Source organism: Bisbaumannia salifodinae (assembly GCF_055388505.1).
Window position 1 is genome coordinate 572,300 of sequence record NZ_AP043781.1, and the last position, 19,269, is coordinate 591,568.

A 19,269-nucleotide genomic window follows, 5' to 3' on the forward strand; every position below is an offset into this window, starting at 1 on the left:
CCATTTCTTCGCTATCTCTTCAGAGGCTCGATCGACATGCTCGAACTGCGCGGTGCGCCTGCCCTTTCCGCTTTCCGTCATGCCAAGTTGCTGGCCACCCTGCGTGCACAGGTGCCCGAGGTCGAATCCCTGCATGCCGACTATGTGCACTTCGTCGACCATGATGGCGACCTCGGCGCCGAGGCGCTGGCGGTGCTGGAACGGCTGCTCGACTACGGCGCCCCCCGCGACGCGGGTGGCCGCGAGGGCCATCTCTTCCTGGTGGTGCCGCGCATCGGCACCCAGTCGCCCTGGTCCTCCAAGGCCACCGATATCGCCCGCAACTGCGGCCTGAGTCAGGTGCGTCGCCTGGAGCGGGGCATCGCCTACCGGGTCAGGCTGGGTGGCACTCTCTCCGAGGCGGCCTATGAGGGCATCCAGGCGGTGCTCCACGACCGCATGACCGAGACGGTGCTGGCCAATGCCTCCGACGCCGCCAAGCTCTTCTCGCATCACGAGCCGGCGCCCCTGGGCAGCGTGGATATCCTCGCCGGCGGCCGGGCGGCGCTGGTCACCGCCAACGGCGAGCTGGGCCTGGCGCTGGCCGAGGACGAGATCGACTACCTGCTGGCGGCCTTCCAGGAGCTTTCGCGCAACCCCACCGACGTCGAACTGATGATGTTCGCCCAGGCCAACTCCGAGCACTGCCGCCACAAGATCTTCAATGCCGACTGGCTGATCGACGGCGAGGCCCAGAGCCACTCGCTGTTCAAGATGATCAAGAACACCCATCAGGCCTCGCCGGGCAAGGTGCTCTCCGCCTACAGCGACAACGCCGCGGTGATCGAGGGCACCACCGCGCCGCGCTTCTTCGCCGCGCCGCTGACCGGCGCCGAAGGCGAGCGGGCCCGCTACGCCGCCGTCGAGGAGCCGATCCAGATCCTGATGAAGGTGGAGACCCACAACCACCCCACCGCCATCGCTCCCTATCCCGGCGCGGCCACCGGCGCCGGCGGCGAGATCCGCGACGAGGGCGCCACCGGCATCGGCGGCAAGCCCAAGGCGGGGCTGACCGGCTTCACCGTCTCCAACCTGCGCATCCCCGAGTTCGTGCAGCCCTGGGAGGCCTTCGACTACGGCAAGCCGGAGCGCATCGTCAACGCCCTGGAAATCATGCTGGAAGGGCCCATCGGCGGCGCCGCCTTCAACAACGAGTTCGGTCGCCCCAACCTCACCGGCTACTTCCGCACCTATGAGCAGGACGCCCTGGGCGCCCATGGCATCGAGCGCCGCGGCTACCACAAGCCGATCATGATCGCCGGCGGCTACGGCAATATCCGCGACCAGCATGTCCAGAAGGGCGAGATCCCGGTGGGCGGCAAACTGATCGTGATGGGCGGGCCGGCCATGCTGATCGGCCTGGGCGGCGGTGCCGCCTCCTCCATGGCCTCCGGCGCCTCCAGCGCCGACCTGGACTTCGCCTCGGTGCAGCGCGACAACGCCGAGATCGAGCGTCGTGCCCAGGAGGTGATCGACCGCTGCTGGGCCCTCGACAAGAACCCCATCTGCTTTATCCATGACGTGGGTGCCGGCGGCCTCTCCAATGCCCTGCCGGAGCTGGTCAAGGACGGCGAGCGCGGTGGCCTCTTCGACCTGCGCGCCGTGCCCAATGCCGAGCCGGGCATGAGCCCGCTGGAGATCTGGTGCAACGAGGCCCAGGAGCGCTACGTGCTGGCGGTGGCCCCGGAGGACCTCGACACCTTCGATGCCCTGTGCCGCCGCGAGCGCTGCCCCTATGCGGTGGTCGGCGAGGCCACCGAGCCCCACCATCTCGAGGTGCGCGATGGCCACTTCGAGAGCAAGCCCGTCGATCTGCCGATGAGCGTGCTGTTCGGCAAGCCGCCGAAGATGACTCGCGAGTTCGTGCGCCAGAACCGCGATCTGGCCGGGGTGATGCTCGACAACCTGGACCTGCGCGAGGCGATGGATCGGGTGCTGCGCCTGCCCACCGTGGCCTCCAAGAGCTTCCTGATCACCATCGGCGACCGCTCCATCACCGGCCAGGTGGCCCGCGACCAGATGGTCGGCCCCTGGCAGGTGCCGGTGGCCGACGTCGCCGTGACCACGGCGAGCTTCGACACCCACGCCGGCGAGGCCATGGCCATGGGCGAGCGGCCCCCGGTGGCGCTGATCGACCCCGCCGCCAGCGCCCGCCTGGCGGTGGCCGAGGCGATCACCAACCTGGCCGCCGCGCCCATCGCCGAGCTCTCCGATATCAAGCTCTCCGCCAACTGGATGAGCGCCGCCGATCATCCCGGCGAGAACCAGGCGCTGTACGACGCCGTCCATGCCGTGGGCATGGAGCTCTGCCCGGCGCTTGGCATCGCCGTGCCGGTGGGCAAGGACTCCATGTCCATGCGCACCGCCTGGCAGGAGGACGGGGAGGAGAAGAGCATCACCTCGCCGCTGTCGCTGGTGATCACCGGCTTCGCTCCGGTCACCGATGCGCTGAAGACCCTGACCCCGCAGATCAACCTGGAGCAGGACGAGTCCGACCTGCTGCTTATCGACCTAGGCGGCGGCAAGAACCGCCTGGGCGGCTCGGCCCTGGCCCAGGTCTATGGCCAGGTGGGCGATGCCTGCCCCGACCTGGACGATGCCGAGGACCTCAAGGCCTTCTTCGCGGTGATCCAGGGCCTCAACGCCGAGGGCAAGCTGCTCGCCTACCACGACCGCAGCGACGGCGGCCTGCTGGTGACCCTGCTGGAGATGGCCTTCGCCGCCCACGCCGGCCTGGAGATCAAGCTCGACTGGCTGGTCGACGAGCCCCACGAGGCGGTCAACGCCCTCTTCGCCGAGGAGCTGGGGGCGGTGATCCAGGTCAACCGCGCCCACACCGAGGAGGTGCTGGCGCAGTTCGCCGCCGCCGGCATCGAAACCTGTGGCGTCATCGCCCGGCCTCGCTACGACGACCAGGTGCGGGTCACCCTCTTCGAGGAGCCGCTGCTCGAGACCACCCGGCTGCTGGCCCAGCGTACCTGGGCCGAGACCAGCTACCAGCTGCAGGCGCTGCGCGACAACCCGGAGTGCGCCAAGAGCGAGTTCGACGGCCTGCTGGACGACCGCGACCCGGGACTCAGTGCCGAGCCGAGCTTCGCGATCGACGAGGATATCGCCGCGCCCTTTATCAACACCGCCCGTCCGGCCATGGCGATCCTCCGCGAGCAGGGCGTCAACGGCCACCTGGAGATGGCCTGGGCCTTCGACAAGGCCGGCTTCGAGGCGGTCGATGTGCATATGAGCGATATCCTCGAGGGGCGGGTCTCCCTCGAGCAGTTCAAGGGCCTGGTGGCCTGCGGCGGCTTCTCCTATGGCGACGTCCTGGGCGCCGGCGGCGGCTGGGCCAAGTCGGTGCTCTTCAACGCCCAGGCCCGCGAGCAGTTCGCCGGCTTCTTCCAGCGCGACGACAGCTTCGCCCTGGGTGTCTGCAACGGTTGCCAGATGCTCTCCCAGCTCAAGGAGCTGATCCCCGGTGCCGAGGCCTGGCCGCGCTTCGTGCGCAACGAGTCGGAGCAGTTCGAGGCCCGGGTGGCCATGGTCCAGGTGGAGCAGAGCCCGTCGATCCTGCTGGCCGGCATGCAGGGCTCGCGGCTGCCCATCGCCGTGGCCCACGGCGAGGGCCGCGCCGAATTCCGCGACAGCGGCCACCTGCGTACCATGCAGAGCGGCGGCCAGGTGGCGCTGCGCTACGTGGACAACTACGGCCAGGTCACCAGCCGCTACCCGGCCAACCCCAACGGCTCCCCCGCCGGCATCACCGGCCTGACCACCCCGGATGGCCGGGTCACCATCATGATGCCGCACCCGGAGCGGGTGGTGCGGGCGGTGACCAATTCCTGGCGGCCCGGCGACTGGACCCAGGACGGCGCCTGGCTGCGGTTGTTCCGCAACGCCCGGGTCTGGGTGGGTTAAAGCGAGGACGCTGGCCGGCTGAACGACTGGAGCCAGGACGGCGCCTGGCTGCGGCTGTTCCGCTGTTCCGCAACACCTGGCCCGGGTCTGGGTGGGCTAACCAGCTCCCCCCCTCCGGCGTATACCCAAAGGCGGCCCTCGGGCCGCCTTTTGTCTAACCACGGCATACTATGGAATCTATTTCCATAAACCTCTTGTCGGGGCCGCCGCTTGGGGCTATAAGAGCGCCTGCAAGAGGGGCACCGGCATGGGGTTGGCGCCCCGAGCCGGGAGAATGCAAAGGTGCATGAGGGACTGAGTCTGCTCTACGTGGGCGCGGTGCTGGTGCTCAATGGCCTGTGGATGCTGGGACGCATCGAGGACCGCGAGATCCAGGTGATCAACTTCTTCGTCGGGGGCGTCAGCCTGGCGGTGGCGGCCTATGCCGCCTTCGGGCCGGGGGCCGATGCGGCCAGCGTGCGCACCGCGGCCATGACCCTGCTGTTCGCCTTCACCTACCTGTGGGTGGCCATCAATCGCCGCAACGGCAGCTCGGGTCACGGCCTGGGCTACTTCTGCCTCTTCGTGGCGCTGACCGCCCTGCCCACCGGGTTGCTGCAACTGGCGGTGGCCGAGGGGCTCTGGGGCTGGTGGTCGGGGCTCAACTGGCTGGCCTGGGCGCTGCTCTGGTTCGGCTTCTACCTGATGCTCTGCCATCGTCCCCAGCTGCAGCCGTTGATGGCGCGCACCGCCCTGGCCCAGGGCCTGGTGACCGCCTGGCTACCCGGGTACCTGCTGCTGCAGGGCCTGCTGCTGACCTGAAACAACTGTTTGAAAACATGTCCGGCGAGGCGCACACTCGGGGTATTTTCCACCGAGGAGAGGCCCCATGCCGGAGAGTGTTAGCCAGGAAAGCTTCGCATCGCGGGTGACCCTGACGGTCACCGACTTTGTCGCCCGGGTCGCCCTGGCCCGCCCCGACGCCCTGAATTGCCTGGACTGGGCCATGATCGAGGGCCTGCTGGCGGTGCAGAGGCGCCTCGAGGCGCTGGCCGAGGCCGGACGGGTGCGCGCCGTACTGCTGGTGGGGGAGGGCGAGAGCTTCTGCGCCGGCCTGGATATGGCCGCCATCATGGCGTCTCCCGAGCGACTGCCCGGGTTACTGGAGGCCGATCCCGAGGACGGCATCAACCCGGTGCAGCGCTTGGCCCTGGGCTGGCGCGACGCCGGGGTGCCGGTGATCGCCGCCCTGCACGGCCATGTCTATGGCGGTGGCCTGCAGATCGCCCTGGGCGCGGATATCCGCGTGGCGCACCCCGAGGCGCGGCTGGGGCTGCTGGAGATCGACTGGGGCATCATCCCCGATATGGCCATCAGCGTGACCGGCGCGGGGCTGCGCCGTGACCTGCTCCAGGAGCTGGCCTGGAGCGGGCGCAAGGTGAGTGGCCACGAGGCCTATGCCCTGGGCCTGGTCACCCGCCTGAGCGAGGCCCCCGAGGCGACGGCCCAGGAGGTCGCCCAAGCCATCGCCGCCCGCTCGCCCAAGGCGGTGGTGGCGGCACGCACCCTCTTCGAAACCGCCCCCTCGCTCTCCCAGCGGGAACGCCTGGCCCTGGAGGCCCGATTGCAGGGCGAGCTGCTGGGCAGCGCCGAGCAGCGGGAGGCGGTGGCCGCCCGCCTGGAAAAGCGCTCGGCCCGCTTCGACTAGCGGTTGTTTCTCCTTCTGTGGAGGCTCGGGGCTACCCTGGGGGCAGGCCATCGCGGGGCGCGGTGAACCCCTCCCTGGGCGCTACCGATGCCATCCCTGGCATAGGACCCCCGCTCCGACCTGCCCCCAGCGCCCCTTCGCCATTCCTACGCTGAGAATCCTGCGGCTTGGGCCGGCCCACGGTGAGCCGCTAGAATGGCGGCTTTGCTCGCCAGGGCCCTGCCATGACCGCGCCCCTTTCCTCCGACGTTTTTGCCAGCCCTCCCAGCCTGCGGCCTTATCAACAGCAGGCGGTCTCGCGGGTGGTCGCTCACTTCCGCGCCAGCGACGACCCCGCCGTGGTGGTGCTGCCCACCGGCAGCGGCAAGTCCCTGGTGATCGCCGAGCTGGCGCGCCTGGCCCGGGGGCGGGTGCTGGTGCTGGCCCATGTGCGGGAGCTGGTGGAGCAGAATCACGCCAAGTTCCTCGCCTATGGTCGCCAGGCGGATATCTTCAGCGCCGGCCTGGGCCGCAAGGAAGCCAGTCGCCAGGTGGTCTTCGGCTCGGTGCAGTCGGTGGTCAGGAACCTGGACGCCTTCGCCGCGCCGTCGCCGGGGCAGGGCGCCTTTACCCTGCTGGTGATCGACGAGTGCCACCGGGTGGCCGAGGAGAAGGCCTCTAGCTACCGTCGGGTGATCGATCACCTGCGCGCCCAGAACCCCGGCCTCAAGGTGCTGGGGCTGACCGCCACCCCCTACCGGCTGGGCCAGGGCTTTATCTACCATCGCCATCATCACGGCATGGTGCGCGGCGAGGCGGACTGCCTGTTCCGCGACTGCGTCTTCGAGCAGCCCCTGCGGCTGATGGTCAAGCAGGGCTACCTGGCCGAGCCGAGGCGGGTGGATGCCGCCGTCGAACGCTACGATTTCTCGCGCCTGGTGCCCTCGTCGAGCGGGCTGTTCCGCGAGGAGGAGCTCAACCGGGTGGCGGCGGGCAACCGTGCCACCCCGGGGATCATCGCCGAGGTAGTGGCGCGCGCCCGCGACCGCCAGGGGGTGATGCTGTTCGCCGCCAGCGTGGCCCATGCCGAGGAGGTCCTCGGCTACCTGCCCCAGGCCGAGGCGGCGCTGATCACCGGAGCGACGCCCTCCGCCGAGCGTGAGGCGATCATCGCCGCCTTCAAGGCCCGGGAGCTCAAGTACCTGGTCAACGTGGCGGTGCTCACCACCGGCTTCGATGCCCCCCATGTGGATCTGATCGCCATCCTGCGCCCCACCGAGTCGGTGAGCCTCTATCAGCAGATCGTCGGGCGCGGGCTGCGCCTGTCGCCGGGCAAGACGGATTGCCTGATCCTCGACTATGCCGGTAACCCCTGGGACCTCTATGCCCCCGAGGTGGGCTCGCCGAAGCCGGACGCCGACAGCGAGCCGGTGCAGGTCGAGTGCCCCAGTTGTGGTCACGCCAACCTCTTCTGGGGCAAGCGCGACGGCGACCTGGTGATCGAGCACTTCGGGCGCCGCTGCCAGGGGCTGGTCGAGGACGAGTCAGGCAAGCGCCAGCAGTGCGACTTCCGCTTTCGCTTCAAGGTGTGCGGCGACTGTGGCGCCGAGAACGATATCGCCGCCCGCCGTTGCCATGGCTGCGAGACCCTGCTGGTGGATGCCGACGACAAGCTCAAGGCGGCGCTGCGCCTCAAGGATGCCAGGGTGCTCAGGGTCAGCGGCATGCAGCTGGAGGCCACCGTCAATGGTCGCGGCCTGCCGCGCCTCAGGGTCACCTACCACGATGAAGACGGCGCCACGCTCAGCGAATGGTTCGCCCTGGAGACCCCGGCCCAGCGCGGCGCCTTCGCCGCCGTTTTCCTGCGCGATCACCTGCGCGCCCCGGGCAGCGACTGGCGCCCCACCACCCCGGAGGCGGTGATCGAGGAGCGGCGGCGCCTGCGTCATCCGGACTTCGTGGTGGGGCGCAAGGTGGGCCGCCACTGGCAGGTGCGCGAGAAGCTGTTCGACTATGTGGGCCGCTACCGCCGTGCCGAGGCGGCGGAGTAGGCTAGAACTACCGTAGTTTGTCATTGTCTGCTCGGCGTTTGGGGCTACCCTGGGGGCAGGCTATCGCGGGGCGCTGTGAACCCCTCCCTGGGCGCTACTTTTGCCATCCCTGGCAAAAAACCCCCGCGCTATCCTGCCCCCAGCGCCCCTTAGTCATTCTCGCTGTGATAACTCCGCGGAGTCGGCCTCGCTATCTCCCACGCGGCTCTCTTGGTAGACTGGCCGGCTGAACGCAACCGGACGGGCAGGGCGTGAGCGAGACAGTCGGCGCGGAGCAGGCGACCAGCCAGGAACCAGCGGCCGCCGCACAGGCGGAGGTGCTGGCGCGGCTGTTCGACGAGCCGATCACCCAGCTCCCCGAGGACCTCTATATTCCCCCCGAGGCGCTGCGGGTCTTCCTGGAGACCTTCGAGGGGCCACTCGACCTGTTGCTCTACCTGATCCGCCGCCAGAACCTGGATATCCTGGCCATCGATGTGGCCGCCATCACCCGCCAGTACATCGAGTACGTGGAGCTGATGAAGGCCCTGGAGATCGAGCTGGCCGGGGAATACCTGCTGATGGCGGCGATGCTGGCGGAGATCAAGTCGCGGACCCTGCTGCCGCGTCCCCCCAAGGCGGAGGGCGACGAGGAGGAAGAGGATCCCCGGGCGGCGCTGATTCGTCGCCTCCAGGAGTACGAGCGCCTCAAGCAGGCCGCCGAGTCCCTGGACGAGGTGCCGCGCCAGGGTCGCGACTGGTTCCCGGCCCATGCCGAGCCGCCGAGCCTCGAGACCCGGGTGATCCACCCCGAGGTGGAGCTCGACGAGCTGCTCGGCGCCCTGGCCGGTATCCTCAAGCGCGCCGAGCTGACCCAGTCGCACCAGATCAGCCGCGAGGTGCTCTCCACCCGAGAGCGCATGATGCGCATCATGGAGCGCCTCGAGCACGAGCGCTATACCCCCTTCGAGGCCCTGTTCACCCTGGAGGAGGGCAAGGCCGGGGTGGTGGTGACCTTTATGGCGATCCTCGAACTGGCCAAGGAAGCGCTGATCGAAATCGTGCAGAATGCCCCCCTGTCGCCGATTCATGTGCGCGCCAGGGCGGCCTCGACGGCGGAGGAGGAGGCCTTCGCCGAAGATCCCCAAGACCCGGAAGACGGAGGCGAGAGCGCCTTCGAGGATGAGTCGACGCCATGACCGCCATGGAATTTCCCGATGCCCTGGACGAGATCCTCGAGGCGGCCCTGCTGGCGGCGGGGGAGCCGCTGGCCCTGGAGCGCCTCGAGGGCCTCTTCGACGAGCATGAGCGCCCGCCCCGGCGGGCCCTGCGCGAGGCCCTGGAACGCCTCGGCCTGCGCCACGAGCGGGGCGCCCTGGAGCTGATCGAGACTGCCTCCGGCTACCGGCTGCGGATTCGCTCGCGGCTCTCGCCCTGGGTCTCGCGGCTCTGGGATGAGCGCCCCCAGCGCTACTCCCGGGCCTTGATGGAGATCCTGGCGCTGATCGCCTATCGTCAACCGGTGACCCGCGGCGATATCGAGGAGGTGCGCGGCGTGGCGGTGAGCAGCTCGATCATGCGCACCCTCACCGAGCGGGGGTGGATCCGCGTGGTGGGGCACCGTGACGTGCCGGGGCGCCCGGCGGTCTATGCCACCACCCGGGCCTTCCTCGACGACTTCGGCCTCAAGACCCTGGATAGCTTGCCGCCCATGCACGAGCTGGCCAATCGCGACGACTGGGGCGAGGAAACGGCGCCCGAAGAGGCGCCGGGCCCGGTGGCGACGGGCGAGGCCGAGGCGGACGGAGCCGAGGCGAATGAGATCGAGAAGCCGGAGGCCGGCGCCTCCGGCGAGCACCACGAACAGGAAGAGAAGGATGCGACGGCCGGGATGGCCGACGCCGCACACGCCGAGACGGCGTCCCACGGGCAGGGCCTGAGCTTCAGTGATCTGGAGGCTCGCCTTGCCGAACGCGCCCGCCAGCGAGCGACCGTCGAGGATGACGAGCGCCCGGGTGCGTCACACTCAACCGATGAGATCGATGACTCATGAGTAGCGAAAAACTGCAGAAGGTACTGGCCCGGGCCGGGCTGGGTTCGCGTCGCGAGATGGAGACCGCCATCGCCGATGGCCGGGTCGCCGTCAATGGCAAGGTGGCCACCCTGGGCGACCGCATCGAGCTGGTCGACAAGGTCACCTTCGACCAGCGTCCGGTGACCCTGCGCGGCGCCGACGAGACCCCGCGCCGGGTGATCATGTACAACAAGCCGGAAGGCGAGCTGTGCACCCGCAAGGACCCCGAGGGGCGGCGCACCGTCTTCGAGCGGCTGCCGCGCCTCAAGGGCGAGCGCTGGATCGCCATCGGCCGCCTGGATATCAACACCAGCGGCCTGCTGCTGTTCACCACCGACGGCGAGCTGGCCAACCGCCTGATGCATCCCTCCACCGAGGTGGAGCGGGAGTATGCGGTGCGGGTCATGGGGGAAGTGACCAAGCCCCAGATCAAGCAGATGGTGGAAGGGGTCATGCTGGAGGATGGCCCGGCGCGCTTCACCGACGTCCAGGAGTTCGGCGGCGAGGGCATCAATACCTGGTTCCATGTGGTGATCATGGAGGGGCGTAACCGCGAGGTGCGCCGCCTGTGGGAGTCCCAGGGGCTGACCGTGAGCCGCCTCAAGCGGGTGCGCTACGGCAATATCTTCCTCGACAAGCGGGCCAAGGCCGGCGAATGGACCGAGCTGACCCAGACCGAGGTGGATGACCTGGCCACCCTGGCCGGACTGGAAGCCCGCAAGGTACCGGAGCTGACCCCCGACGAGAAGAATCGCTGGAGCCGCGACAAGAACAAGCGGCGCCCGGTGCAGGGGGTGCGGCGTCCGCGCTCGGGTCCCAAACGCTGAAAATTTTCTTCAAAACTCTTGCCTTGGGCGCGGTGACTCAGTAATATCTGCGCCCTGTCGGCGGGTCGTTAGCTCAGTTGGTAGAGCAGTTGGCTTTTAACCAATTGGTCGTAGGTTCGAATCCTACACGACCCACCATCGACTCCCCTGAGCAGGGTCGATGGCCGACGATCCGGCGGCGGGTCGTTAGCTCAGTTGGTAGAGCAGTTGGCTTTTAACCAATTGGTCGTAGGTTCGAATCCTACACGACCCACCATACCGCCACTTCACCCCGCCCTCGGGCATGGTGACAGGGGTCGTTAGCTCAGTTGGTAGAGCAGTTGGCTTTTAACCAATTGGTCGTAGGTTCGAATCCTACACGACCCACCAGATTGTAAAGCGCCCTCGCTTCCCGAAAGCGAGGGCGCTTTGTCGTTATGGGGACGGCCTGATCCCCTAATGCTCCAGCCGTACCCGGCGGAGGTTGTAATCGCCGCCATGATTCACCAGCGTGAAGCCCTGGAAGCCTTGGCGCAGGCGTCGATCATGCGCCTGCAGCACGCGCCGGCCATCCACCCAGACCTGCATGTTCCCACTCTCGTCGCGGGCCCAGCTCAGCAGATGGAAGCGGCCATCCTCGAGGTCGAGCGTGCCCTCGCTGCTGGCGATCACCTCGCCCCCGTCGGTCGTCATCCGTACCAGGCTGAGCCCGGGCCATGAGCCGGGGTTGTAGACCAGGCGGTAGCCGCCGCCGGGCTGGTTGCCCTGGAACAGCCCCACTTCCAGGCTGCCCGGCCGCTGGTGGGAGGCCAGTTCCAGCTCTAGCCGGAAGGCATTGTCGACCGGTGCATGGACGAAAATCCGCGCCGCTTCCCCGAACTCGATCTCCGCTGCCACCGGCGGTGCCGCCTCTGGCGCCCGCCCACCCGCCTGTTCGAGGATCAACTGGAGCATCGCCAGGCCGATCTCCTCCGGTCGATCCGGGCGGAGCGTCGGTGAGGCGGGCGTGACCACCTGCGGTTTCTCCACGGTGCTGCGTAAGCCGTTTTCATCGATGTCGAAGCGTCCGCTGAGCACGGTCCAAGGTGGGTTGCGCCGGAAATCGCCGTCGCCGAAGTCGTCGTCCAAGGCGACCCGTCTTGCCGATGTCGGCTCCGGTTCGGGTGGCGCCGTGGCTGCGGCTGCCGACTCCCGGCCCGTCTGCCGTAATCGAGCCAGCAGTGCCGCCGTCGGTTGACCGTCCTGGGCCAGGCCCACCGTGCCCTGGTAATCGCGAATCGCATTACGGCTGCGAGTTCCCATCAGGCCGTCCACCGGGCCGGCCTGGTAGCCGAGCCGGTTGAGTTCGCGCTGGACCTCGGCCACCAGCTGTCGGCCGGACAGGGTCTCGACGGGAGGCGCTGGTTCGGGCGCTACCCGTAGCGGTGTCCCCCTCGGCTGCCAGGCGCGGGCCGCCTGGTGGGCCTCACTGATCTGTTGTGCGGTCATTCGCGCCGCTACTGCATCGCGCGCAGTGGCGGCATGGCGGTGACCGCGAGCCGCGGCCAGGTTGTACCACTTGTGTGCTTCCACGAAGTCCTGGAGCGTCCCCTGGCCGGCCTCGTGCATCTGCCCCAGCATGTACTGGGCCTCGGCGTCGCCGCTAGTGGCAAGCCGATCGAACATCTGCAAGGCCTGGCGGTGTTCCTGCCGCTCGTAGCTCCGCAGGGCATCGGCGTAGGTGTCATCGGCACTGGTCAGTGCGATGTGACCGAACAGGAAGAGTAGGAACACGAATCCTTTGATGATGATCACGGCGGTGTCTCCAGTGAGCGGGGGCATCTTCGACCTGCGGCCTCTGGGTTTCACCGTGCGGCCTTGTCATTCAACTCGATTCTCGCTTGCCTCAACGAAAACCCAAGAAGGATAGAATCACCAGTACGATGACGACCGCGCCGACGATATAGACGATATTGTTCATGGGGCTGTCCTCTGCGGCGCATTTTCCTGTGTCAGGATGCGGCGGAATGGTACGTGTCATGATGGCGTCGCATTCCGTGCGACGCCTGGTGCAACTCCCTGTACAGCGGTTCCCTTTGTTCCCTTGCTGCACCCATGTTGAGGGTATGTCATGGGTGACCTTCCTTCTGTGCGCTGGCGTACATGGCGCCTCATCTTGCTGATGCCTGGTGGCGTGACGGCATCGCTTCCGTGCGCTAGCGTACATAGCAGGTGCTTCGATTCCTGCCCGTGTGGCGTAGGGGGCGCGTAGTGAGGCCGCATTTATCACTTTATTTCAATAGGTTATTGGTGCCTGGTGCTGCGGGGCAGGCTGTGGCCTGCCTCTTGACGTGATCAGGGGTAAGTCCGGCAAGGCCGCCCCACGGCTGTCTCGTATCGTCAGCCAGCATCGGACGAGTCCGCTTCCATGCCCCCAGTGCCGGGAGATTGCTCGATACAGGAGTGTTTGTCATGGCCCTGCAACATGACCCTCGTCAGAATCACCTGCTGGCGGCCCTGTCGAGGGATGAATATCAGCGCCTGACACCCCATCTCGAGCGGGTTGAGCTGGCGCTGGGGGAGTCGCTGGTCGAGTCGGGAAAGGTGATGCAGCATGTCTATTTTCCGACGGACTCCATCGTATCGCTACTGTGCGTCATGGAGGATGGCGACTCGACAGAAATTGCCGTCGTCGGTGCCGAGGGTATCGTCGGCATCTCGCTGTTCATGGGTGGCGAAACCACGCCGAGCCGTGCCATCGTGCAGAGTGCCGGCGGCGCCTACCGCCTCAATGGACAGCGGCTGAAGGACGAATTCGATCGCGCGGGAACGCTGCAGCATCTGTTATTGCGTTACACCCAGGCCTTGATCACCCAGATGGCGCAGACGGCGGTATGCAACCGGCATCACAGCCTGGATCAGCAGCTGTGTCGCTGGCTGTTGCTGAGCCTCGACCGCCTGCCGACCAATGAACTGGTCATGACCCAGGAACTGATTGCCAATATGCTTGGCGTTCGTCGCGAGGGCGTCACCGAGTCGGCCGGCAAGCTGCAGCGGGCCGGCCTGATTTCCTACCATCGCGGGCATATCAGCATCCTGGACAGGCCAGGCCTGGAAGCGCGGGTCTGCGAATGTTATGCGGTCGTCAAGAAGGAATACGATCGCCTGCTGGGCTATCACCGCCCCGGGTAACGGGGCCATTTCCCGTGCGGACCGGGTGGCTTCTCGAGCAGGGCGTGTCCTGCGTGTGTATCCTGGCGCACCGACGCCATGCTGAAGGGCGTGCCAGTGTTCACTTAGCGGCTTACCGGTGATCGCCCGATCACTCACTGCTGGCTGCCGCCGACGTCGGAGCCGGGTGATGTCTTGCCATGTGCCGATTGCCGGTTTCCACCAGGAGCGCGCACATGAAGTCTTCTCCCCCCAGTCCGCTGACCAACCACCTTATCGACAATTTGCCGCGTCAGGATAGGGCATCCTTCCTCAACGGCTGCGAGGCCATCGACCTGGTGTTCGGTGAGGTGCTCGCCGAGCCCGGCGGGCGGATCTTACATGCCTATTTTCCCCTCAACAGCTTCATTTCCTTGATTGCCAAGCTGAGTGACAGTGAGCGGCTGGAAGTGGCGATGGTCGGCAGTGAAGGTATGTTGGGGATACCCTTGATCCTGGGGCTCGAGGAGTCGCCCTTGCGCGCCCTGGTGCAGGGGGCAGGGCCGGCACTGCGCATGCCGGTGGTCGTCTTTGGCCGTCACCTGGCGCAGAGCCCCGCACTTCAGGCGCTGCTGAGGCGCTATCTCTATGTGCTCATGCACCAGCTATCCCGGGTGGCGGCATGTACCCACTTTCATCGGGTCGAGGGCCGTCTGGCGCGCTGGCTGTTGATGACCCAGGATCGGGCGCATTCGGATCGGCTGCATCTCACCCATGAGTTCCTGGCCATGATGCTGGGGGTACGTCGTGCCGGCATCACCCAGGCCGCCATGGCGCTTCAGACGCGACGGTTGATCCGCTATCACCGTGGGGATATCACGGTGCTGGACCGGGCGGGTCTGATCGAGGCTTCTTGTGGCTGTTATGCCTCCGATCGACGCCTCTACCGTCGGGTCATCACCGAAGGGGGCGCACCATAACGTCGACTGGCACGGACTCAGGAGAGGAGTTACCCAACCACTTCTCAGGAAAAAGCCGACAGAACGCAGTGTTCATCGGCTCTTCCGGTGCCTTGGCTTCAGGCCTGGCTTCTCAGAGGTTGACCAGGCGGGCATCGGTCAACGGGGTGATGCGCCGGACGCTGGCGCGTCGGTTTTCCTGGCTGGGCCCCTGGGTATCCAGTTTCAGATAGCGCTCACCATAGCCTTGTACGATCAGGTTTTCCGGGGGAATGGCGAAGTATTCGATCAGTGCCAGGGCGACGGCTTCTGCTCGCCGATCGGACAGCCCGAGGTTCATCAAGTCCGATCCAATGTGGCATCGGTATGGCCTTCGACCAGGAAAATCTCATTCGGGTGCTGCTCGATGATATCGGCCATGGTGTTCCCGATCCCGGGACAGTGGCGGCGGAAAGGGGCAGCGCGGCTAGCTTCTTCATCATTGTTTCTGGCGGCAGGCTGCCGAACCCTCCTGAGCCTAGAGCGCGGTTCCCGAGTCCTGGGAATGCCATTTTAGGGTGGGCATAAGCGAACGCTTTGTCGGTGCGGTAGCGAACACCTGATCGTCGTCCGGTGACGCAGTCCCCATGCGTCTGCAAGGCAATCTCTCCGGGGTGATTACAGTGCTGTCAGGTGGAGGGTGAGCTGCTGTCAGTCGTGCGTGTCTGCCTTTCCGTATGAGTGCCAGCCACGATGAGGAGAAGATTCACCCCCAAGAACACTGGTCTTGGCTGGGCTTGATGGAGTCATGCTACATGCCAGTCTCCGCATGTATTGGACACCGCACAGATCATGCCTGGGGCTTCAACTATATAGGTATTGAGAACCTCGCCCTGCCTCTATATGAGTTCATGGTGAAGGGAATAACCCAAATGAAACAATCACCTGGAGAACGGCTCATGAACAAGAATCAGGTTAAAGGTCATGCGAACGAGGCGAAGGGGAAGGTCAAGGAGGTTGCAGGCAAGGTGACCGGCGACAAAGGCATGGAGTACCAGGGTAAGGCCGAGAAGCATGGCGGCAAGGCCGAAGCCAAGTATGGAGATATCAAGAGCGATATCAGGAAGGCCAGGGATGAAGCCAGGAGGGCCAAGGATGAATGATTGAACGGCCCGGTCGAAGCGTAGATACAACGTCGAAGATGACATGCAGGCCGGGTCCACGTCGCCGAGCACCTCCTGCATTGCCGGCGGCGAAGTCTGTCGCATGAAGGAGGGAAAGCGCGGCAAGCTTCAGGACGTGAGGTGGTTGACGGCCATGCCTCATGGAGAGGTGGCGAAACAGGGCCACCTTGGCGATGCCATCAATGGCGTTTGAAGTGTATGGACCTTCCCGTGTCAGTGGCTCTGGCACGGGAAGACCGCATCATCGGCTGTTTGAGGATGGGCATAACGGATTGGCATTATGCCTCGGGCAGGCGTTGCGGCTTGAAGGGATAGCCGTGCTGCTGTTTGCCTGGCTCGTGGTCGGGCAGGCGCGTGAATTTCTTGAATGCAGTCTTGGGAGGGGAGGCTGGATGAGGGATGGGGGTTGGCATGGCGACCTCGTGTCACTGGCCGGCTTTCACGATCTCGTGAAGCATCGGTCGTATGACTATGGCGGAACGGCAGGCCGCCGTCGGTGCGCTGGCACACTGATGGCCACGATGCCGCCACCTCGAGAGCCCTTGATCCTGCCGGGCGGTGTCCCCATTCCACTCGTATGACGCTTTTCTGGCCGGGGCTGGTCAATACCCCACCTTTCTGGTCTAGAATAGGGGTTCGGGTCGACCATGGCGAGAGACGCAAGGGTTGGCCCTCTGGCGTATCGTCCTGCGCGGAGCGTGCAAACGACGGTACCTGCTGAAACGCAGGGGGAGCCCCTGCCAGTCACAGTGGTAGACACGATGACGATCATGACTTCCCGGGCCGAGGTGCGCGAGCATCTGGCTCGAGCCTATTGCCCCACGCGGATTCCCGCCGAGGACGAGGCGCGGGTCGAAGAGATCAAGCGCCTGCTGAACGCCAACAACGCCGTCCTGGTGGCACACTATTACACCGACGATGCCATCCAGCAGCTCGCCGAAGAGACCGGCGGCTGTGTGGCCGACTCCCTGGAGATGGCCCGCTTCGGCGCCCGCCACGAGGCCGACACCCTGGTGGTGGCCGGGGTGCGCTTCATGGGCGAGACCGCCAAGATCCTCTCGCCGGAGAAACGCGTGCTGATGCCGACCCTGGAGGCCACCTGCTCCCTGGACGTGGGTTGCCCGGCGGACGAGTTCAGCGCCTTCTGCGACCAGCACCCCGACCGCACCGTGGTGGTCTATGCCAACACCTCGGCGGCGGTGAAGGCCCGCGCCGACTGGGTGGTGACCTCCGCCATCGCCGTGGACGTGATCGAACACCTGCACGCCAGGGGCGAGAAGATCCTCTGGGCCCCGGACAAGCACCTGGGCGGTTATATCCAGAAGCAGACCGGCGCCGACATGCTGCTCTGGGACGGGGCCTGCATCGTCCACGAGGAGTTCAAGGCCAAGGGCATCGAGGACCTCAAGGCCCTCTATCCCGAGGCGGCGGTGCTGGTGCACCCGGAGTCCCCGGAGGCGGTGGTGCAATTGGCCGATGTGGCGGGCTCCACCTCCCAGCTGATCAAGGCGGCCAAGGCGCTGCCCCAGGACAAGCTGATCGTGGCCACCGACCGGGGCATCTTCTTCAAGATGCAGCAGGCGGTGCCGGAGAAGACCCTCTTCGAGGCGCCTACCGCCGGCAATGGTGCCACCTGCAAGAGCTGCGCCCACTGTCCCTGGATGGCCATGAACGCCCTGGATAACCTGGCCGGCGCCCTGCGCGAGGGCGGCGGCGAGATCTTCGTCGACGATGCCCTGCGTCATGCCGCCCTCAAGCCCCTGGAGCGGATGCTTAACTTCCAGAAGTGAGCGCCAGGGAGCAGGCCTCAAGGAGCCCCGCAGGTTAACGCCTGCGGGGCTCCTTGGTTTTTTGCCGCCCCTCGTATGCTGTGATGGCTTGCGGCTTTACTGAAACTTCTCCAGCGTTTCCCGATAGCCGAGGAAGTCGTCGCGGCGCTGCGCTATCCGCGCCGTGGCACTGGGGTCGCCGGCGATACCGGCCACCCGCTCGGCGATCTCCAACTGGCGAATGGCGCGATCGATCTCGCCGGTGAGCTGCAGATGCTCGGCTCGGGCCAGGTGGCCCCAGGCCTCGCGCCCGCTGCGTCCGGCGGCCTCGGCGAGCAGGGTGAAGAGTTGGGGCTCCTCGGGGTACTGCTCGGTGAGGCGGCGCAGGGCGTGATAAGCCTGATCGGCATCCTGATGCAGCAGGGCCTCGGCATAAAGGCGCTGGGTGGGCAGGTAGTCGGGCATCAGGCGCAGTAGCCGTTGGCTGCGTTCCAGGGCCTCCTCGATGCGGCCCGCCGCGAAGGCCTCCTCGGCGGCGCTGGCCGGCAGCAGGGCCAGATCGGGCAGCTCCCGGGCCAGGGCATCCAGTTGCGATAGGGCCGCATCCACATTGCCCTCCTCGGCGGCGATCAGCGCCTCGAGGTAGCGGCGAGCCTGGGCATCGGCCCCCTCCAGCCGGGTCAGGGCGCGGCGTGGCTCATGGCGATGAATGGTCAGCAGGGCCCGGGCACGGATCATGGCATAGAGCGGGCCCTCGTCCCGGGTGCGCTCGACGCTGAGTTGGCCGGCCCGGGCCTCCACGTCGCCGAGCCGTGACTCGGTGAGGGGGTGGGTGAGCAGGAACTCCGGCGGCATGCCGCCTTGCAGGCTGACCAGGCGATGCATGGCGCGCAGCATGCGCACCATGGCCTGAGGATCGATGCCGGCCTGGGCCATGGCCTGCAGGCCGATGCGGTCGGCTTCCTGCTCGAAGCGCCGGGAATAGGCGAGCTGGTCCTGGATAAAGGCCGCCTGGGAGCCCATGGCCACCCCCATGCCGGCGTCGCCGCCGCCGCTGGCGGCGATCAGCATGCCGGCCAGGAAGGCGGCCATGGCCGGTACCTGGGTCTGCTCGGCCCGCTCCATGCGACGCGCGTGGTGGCGCTGCGAGAGGTGGCCCAGCTCGTGGGCGATCACCGAGGCGAAGGCATCGCCATCCTCGGCGAAGGCGAACAGGCCCGCGTTGACCCCCACCACGCCCCCGGGCACGGCGAAGGCATTGAGCTGGTGGCTATCCACCAGCGCCACCAGGGTGCGGGAGTCGGGCAGGTCACTGTGGGGGGCCAGGCGGGCGATCTGGCGCTCCACATAGGCCTGGGCGTGGGCATCGTGCCAGAGCGGCGCCCGGGCCCGAAACTGACGCAGCCAGGCGCGGCCCAGGCGGTGCTCTTCGCTCAGGGACAGGCTGGCATGGGCTCCGCCCAGGCTGGGTAGGCCGGCATCGTCGGCCCGGGCCAGAAGGGCGGTACCGCCGCCCAGCAGCAGGGTGGCGGCGAGGAGCAGGGGGGCGAGGGTGCGTGGCATGAGGTGTCCCGGGCGGTGAATGGAAGGGGCGGGGGCCTTGTTCTGACATTGATTCATGCGGCAAAGTGCCTTTAAATCCTGGGGCCTGCCACCTATCCTGGCGAGCCGTCACTAGTGTTGAGGGCCGAGGGCCCTGTCCCTGCCTGTCTTTATCCAGTA

Annotated in this window: 16 protein-coding genes and 3 tRNA genes; 14 read left to right on the plus strand and 5 right to left on the minus strand. The window is 66.8% G+C overall.

Going from position 1 to position 19,269, the window contains the following annotated elements:
- The first annotated feature begins 36 nt into the window (after positions 1-36).
- The 10 genes from purL to ACZ5EF_RS02720 all read left to right on the plus strand — a co-directional run bounded on the left by purL (position 37) and on the right by ACZ5EF_RS02720 (position 10,917).
- The gene (gene purL, locus ACZ5EF_RS02675; protein WP_346062596.1) at positions 37-3,951 is read left to right on the plus strand and encodes a phosphoribosylformylglycinamidine synthase; all 3,915 of its coding nucleotides are present in this window, start codon (positions 37-39) and stop codon (positions 3,949-3,951) included.
- A 282-nt stretch (positions 3,952-4,233) separates the two neighbouring features.
- Positions 4,234-4,752, plus strand: coding sequence for an AmiS/UreI family transporter (locus ACZ5EF_RS02680; protein WP_346062595.1), 519 nt, complete (start codon positions 4,234-4,236; stop codon positions 4,750-4,752).
- 67 nt (positions 4,753-4,819) lie between these two features.
- Positions 4,820-5,638 carry a crotonase/enoyl-CoA hydratase family protein gene (locus tag ACZ5EF_RS02685; RefSeq protein ID WP_346062594.1) on the plus strand — a complete coding sequence of 273 codons (819 nt, stop codon included), beginning with the start codon at positions 4,820-4,822 and terminating at the stop codon, positions 5,636-5,638.
- Positions 5,639-5,862: 224 nt separating this feature from the next.
- Positions 5,863-7,668 carry a DNA repair helicase RadD gene (locus ACZ5EF_RS02690; protein ID WP_346062593.1) on the plus strand — a complete coding sequence of 602 codons (1,806 nt, stop codon included), beginning with the start codon at positions 5,863-5,865 and terminating at the stop codon, positions 7,666-7,668.
- 251 nt (positions 7,669-7,919) lie between these two features.
- Positions 7,920-8,846, plus strand: coding sequence for a segregation and condensation protein A (locus tag ACZ5EF_RS02695; RefSeq protein WP_379729417.1), 927 nt, complete (start codon positions 7,920-7,922; stop codon positions 8,844-8,846).
- Positions 8,843-9,700: an SMC-Scp complex subunit ScpB gene (scpB, locus tag ACZ5EF_RS02700; RefSeq protein WP_346062592.1), complete on the plus strand. Its 858-nt coding sequence runs from the start codon at positions 8,843-8,845 to the stop codon at positions 9,698-9,700. The genes ACZ5EF_RS02695 and scpB overlap by 4 nt, the downstream gene beginning before the upstream one ends.
- Positions 9,697-10,548, plus strand: coding sequence for a 23S rRNA pseudouridine(2605) synthase RluB (gene rluB, locus ACZ5EF_RS02705; RefSeq protein ID WP_346062591.1), 852 nt, complete (start codon positions 9,697-9,699; stop codon positions 10,546-10,548). The genes scpB and rluB overlap by 4 nt, the downstream gene beginning before the upstream one ends.
- A 62-nt stretch (positions 10,549-10,610) precedes the next feature.
- Positions 10,611-10,686: transfer RNA gene (locus tag ACZ5EF_RS02710), tRNA-Lys, on the plus strand.
- 42 nt (positions 10,687-10,728) lie between these two features.
- Positions 10,729-10,804: transfer RNA gene (locus ACZ5EF_RS02715), tRNA-Lys, on the plus strand.
- A 37-nt stretch (positions 10,805-10,841) separates the two neighbouring features.
- Positions 10,842-10,917, plus strand: a tRNA-Lys gene (locus ACZ5EF_RS02720).
- A 66-nt stretch (positions 10,918-10,983) separates the two neighbouring features.
- On the opposite strand, the gene ACZ5EF_RS02725 is transcribed toward ACZ5EF_RS02720, so the two are convergent.
- Both ACZ5EF_RS02725 and ACZ5EF_RS02730 read right to left on the minus strand, forming a co-directional pair.
- The gene (locus ACZ5EF_RS02725; protein ID WP_346062590.1) at positions 10,984-12,321 is read right to left on the minus strand and encodes a peptidoglycan-binding protein; all 1,338 of its coding nucleotides are present in this window, start codon (positions 12,319-12,321) and stop codon (positions 10,984-10,986) included.
- 91 nt (positions 12,322-12,412) lie between these two features.
- On the minus strand, positions 12,413-12,547 hold the full coding sequence (locus tag ACZ5EF_RS02730) for a hypothetical protein (RefSeq protein WP_346062589.1): 135 nt from the start codon (positions 12,545-12,547) through the stop codon (positions 12,413-12,415).
- Positions 12,548-12,978: 431 nt separating this feature from the next.
- Between ACZ5EF_RS02730 and ACZ5EF_RS02735 the strand changes: the two genes are divergently transcribed.
- Positions 12,979-13,698 (plus strand): Crp/Fnr family transcriptional regulator, encoded by a 720-nt coding sequence (locus ACZ5EF_RS02735; RefSeq protein ID WP_346062588.1) that lies wholly within the window; start codon positions 12,979-12,981, stop codon positions 13,696-13,698.
- Between the two features lie 215 nt (positions 13,699-13,913).
- Entirely contained in the window at positions 13,914-14,636 is a 723-nt protein-coding gene (locus ACZ5EF_RS02740; RefSeq protein ID WP_346062587.1) for a Crp/Fnr family transcriptional regulator, read from the plus strand.
- Between the two features lie 112 nt (positions 14,637-14,748).
- On the opposite strand, the gene ACZ5EF_RS02745 is transcribed toward ACZ5EF_RS02740, so the two are convergent.
- Entirely contained in the window at positions 14,749-14,955 is a 207-nt protein-coding gene (locus tag ACZ5EF_RS02745; protein ID WP_464122782.1) for an OmpA family protein, read from the minus strand.
- Positions 14,956-15,409: 454 nt separating this feature from the next.
- Here ACZ5EF_RS02745 and ACZ5EF_RS02750 point away from each other — a divergent pair, with 454 nt between their 5' ends.
- The gene (locus tag ACZ5EF_RS02750; RefSeq protein ID WP_346062586.1) at positions 15,410-15,757 is read left to right on the plus strand and encodes a CsbD family protein; all 348 of its coding nucleotides are present in this window, start codon (positions 15,410-15,412) and stop codon (positions 15,755-15,757) included.
- A gap of 299 nt (positions 15,758-16,056) precedes the next feature.
- Here ACZ5EF_RS02750 and ACZ5EF_RS02755 read toward each other — a convergent pair whose 3' ends face one another.
- On the minus strand, positions 16,057-16,191 hold the full coding sequence (locus ACZ5EF_RS02755) for a hypothetical protein (protein ID WP_346062585.1): 135 nt from the start codon (positions 16,189-16,191) through the stop codon (positions 16,057-16,059).
- Positions 16,192-16,539: 348 nt separating this feature from the next.
- On the opposite strand from ACZ5EF_RS02755, the gene nadA reads away from it, so the two are divergent.
- Positions 16,540-17,568 (plus strand): quinolinate synthase NadA, encoded by a 1,029-nt coding sequence (gene nadA, locus ACZ5EF_RS02760; RefSeq protein WP_346062584.1) that lies wholly within the window; start codon positions 16,540-16,542, stop codon positions 17,566-17,568.
- A gap of 96 nt (positions 17,569-17,664) precedes the next feature.
- Here the strand turns inward: nadA and ACZ5EF_RS02765 are convergent, their stop codons facing one another.
- Positions 17,665-19,110, minus strand: a complete 1,446-nt coding sequence (locus ACZ5EF_RS02765) for a M48 family metalloprotease (RefSeq protein WP_346062583.1) — start codon at positions 19,108-19,110, stop codon at positions 17,665-17,667.
- Between the last annotated feature and the right edge of the window lie 159 nt (positions 19,111-19,269).